Annotated in this window: 1 protein-coding gene; it reads left to right on the top strand. The window is 65.0% G+C overall.

Going from position 1 to position 3,042, the window contains the following annotated elements:
• A partial coding sequence (locus ACREBX_RS12430; RefSeq protein ID WP_431562059.1) for a TonB-dependent receptor occupies window positions 1-2,691 on the top strand: 2,691 nt, incomplete at its 5' end.
• Between the last annotated feature and the right edge of the window lie 351 nt (window positions 2,692-3,042).

Below are 3,042 nucleotides of genomic sequence, written 5' to 3'. Positions count from 1 at the left end.
CAGGATGCCGGCGCCGTGGCAGGCGACGAAACGATCATCGTCACCGCGACGCGGCGCAGCGAGGCGCTGTCCGACGTTCCGATCGCGGTCTCGGCGGTCACCGGCGAGACGCTGGAAAAAACCGGCGCGACCGACGTGCGTGCGTTGGGACAGGTCGCGCCGTCGCTGCTCGTGTCGGGCGCGACGAGCGAGGTCAATTTCTCGGCACGCATCCGCGGCATCGGTACGGTCGGCGAAAATCCCGGCCTTGAATCGTCGGTTGGCCTGTTCATCGACGGCGTCTATCGCAGCCGGACGGGCGTCGGCCTGTCCGAACTTGGCGACATCGAGCGCGTCGAGGTGCTTCGCGGACCGCAGGGGACATTGTTCGGGCGCAACTCGACCGCGGGCCTCATCAACATCGTCACCAAGGGACCCGAACTCGGCCGCTTCGGCGCGAAGGGTTCGATATCCTATGGCAATTACGACTATTGGCGCGTCGACGGCATGATCAATGCGCCGCTGGGCGACAAGGTGGCGGCGCGGCTCGACGGCGTCTGGCAGAAGCGCGACGGTTTCATCGACAATGCGACGCCCGGCGAACCCGACATCAACGACCGCGACCGCTGGCTGGTGCGCGGGCAGTTGCTGTTCGAACCGAGCGAAACGCTGAGGTTCCGCCTGATCGCCGATTACAGCAAGCGCAACGAAAACTGCTGTGGCGGTGTCCTGCTGAACCCGGTGCGCAACCTGACGCGCGGGGCCGATGGTTTTCCGGTGGCGTCGGCGAATACGCTGCTGCCGATCCTGCAGGCATTGGGCGCGAACCATCAGGCGCCGCCAGCGGGCGCACCCTTTGTCCGGCGCCAGTCGACGACGCCCGGAGTCACCTATCGTTCGGATACCAAGGACTGGGGCGTTTCGGGCGAGCTCAACTGGGAACTCGGCGCGGCGACGTTGACGTCGATCACCGCCTATCGCGATTACAAGAATGCGCAGGGTCAGGACGCGGATTTCAGCGCGCTCGACGTGCTGCGCCGCACCGACCTCGACCGCCGGTTCCGGCTGTTCACGCAGGAAGTCCGGTTGCAGGGCGAAGCGTTCGACGGGCGGCTCGACTGGCTAGTCGGCGGTTATTATGCGAACGAGAAACTCGATGTCGACGACGACATTGTTTACGGCAACAACTACGAACAATTCGCCAACTGCCTGCTCTTCGCGAGCGCACTGCCATCGGCAGTGCTGCCCTCCAACCCCTCGTGCGTGAACGTGCCGGTGGTGCAGGGGACGATCGCGGTGCTGCCGCCCGGCGCGACGCGGACGCTGCTGCAGGCGCTGATCGCCAATCCCGCCCGCCCGGGCTTCGGCTCGCTCGCGGCGGCGCTCGGCCAGCCGGGTCTCGCGATCAATGGCACCGGCAACCAAGGATCGACCTTTGCGCAGCGCAGCCGCAACTTCGCGGTCTTTACCCACAACAGCTTCGACATCGTCCCCGATGTGCTGACCTTCACGATCGGCGCGCGCTATACGAGCGAACGCAAGACCCTCGATGCCGACGCGAATTTCAACAATGCGATCTGCCCGCTGATCGTTAATTCGCCCTTCCAGTCGCTCGCGACCTTGCCGTGCGTGATCAACAGCACCGCGCCCGACCTGCCGCGCGGCAGCGCGGGGACGAAGTTCAAGGACAATGAATGGACCGGAACCGCGGTGCTGAGCTGGAAACCTGCGCCCGAATGGCTGGTCTATGGATCGGCATCGAAGGGTTACAAGGCCGGCGGCTTCAACCTCGATTTCTCGGCGCTCGACCGGACATGCAACACGGCCTTCGACCCGCTGTGCGCGGGACGGCTTGCTCTCGCCGCCAACACTCCCGGCAACGGCCGGCCCGAGGCGAGCGACCTGCAGTTCGCGAGCGAAAAGGTCGATGCCTATGAACTCGGCGTCAAATGGGACGGCCCCGGGATCGACGTCAATGTCGCGGCTTTCTACCAGGAATATAGCAATTACCAGCTCAACACCTTCAACGGCGTCAATTTCGAGGTCACCAACATCCAGGCGTGCAAGGACGATCTGAACGGCGGCGACGCCGACGGGTTGGCGGCGACCGGCGCCTGCCCGTCCGACCGCCTGAAACCCGGCGTGCGGTCGAAGGGGGTCGAGATCGAGGCATTTCTGCGCCCCGCGCGTTATGTGTCGGTCAATATGGGGCTGACCTGGGTCGATACCCTCTATCGCCGCAATCTGGTGGGCACGGGCGGGCGGCCGCTGTCGCCAGTGCTGTTCCAGCTTCCCGGCCGCGGTGTGTCGAACGCGCCGCGCTATGTCGCGACGGCGGGGATCAGCTGGACGCCGCCGATCGGCAGTTCGGGGATGAGCGCGCTCGTCTATCTCGACACGCGCCTCCAAAGCGACACCAACACCGGGTCCGACCTCGACGTCGAAAAGATCCAGGACGGCTTTGCGGTCTTCAACGGCCGCATCGGCCTTTACGGACCCGAGCGGCGCTGGGGCATCGAGCTGTGGGGCCAGAATCTGCTCAACAAGACATATTACCAGATCGGCGCCGACATGCCGCTGCAGGGCGGCGGCACCTTCCGCGCCGTCGCAGCGCCCGCTTCTTCGGGGCTGGCGGGCACCGCGAACCAGCTGTTCGTGGGCTTTCCCGGCGAACCGCGCACCTATGGCGTGACGTTGCGCGGCCAGTTCTGACCGGTCTCTCCCCCTCCCCCGTTTTGGGGAGGGCGTAGGGAGGGCCTGTCGCGGCCGGGCACTGTCGCGTCAGGCCCTTTCCTTTGGGTGATGCGAAGGTCGGCTTTGGGGTGGGAAGCTGCCGTTGCTTTCCGTCATCCCGGGCTTGACCCGGGACCCGCCTTTTTCTTCAAGACAGGCAGGCCCCGGGTCAAGCCCGGGGTGACGTCGTTTGGGTTGGCAACGTCGGCAATCGGTGGTGGGTTCAACGTGTGGCGGCAACACTTTAATCTTTGGAAGAAGATGGAGTGTAGCGATGAAGCAGCGACGGCGGATATATTACACGGCCTCTCAGCGTTCGGAGATATGGGA

The organism is Sphingopyxis sp. (genome assembly GCF_050725655.1).
Taxonomy (GTDB): Bacteria; Pseudomonadota; Alphaproteobacteria; order Sphingomonadales; family Sphingomonadaceae; genus Sphingopyxis.
This window is presented reverse-complemented; position numbering and strand designations above follow the sequence as displayed.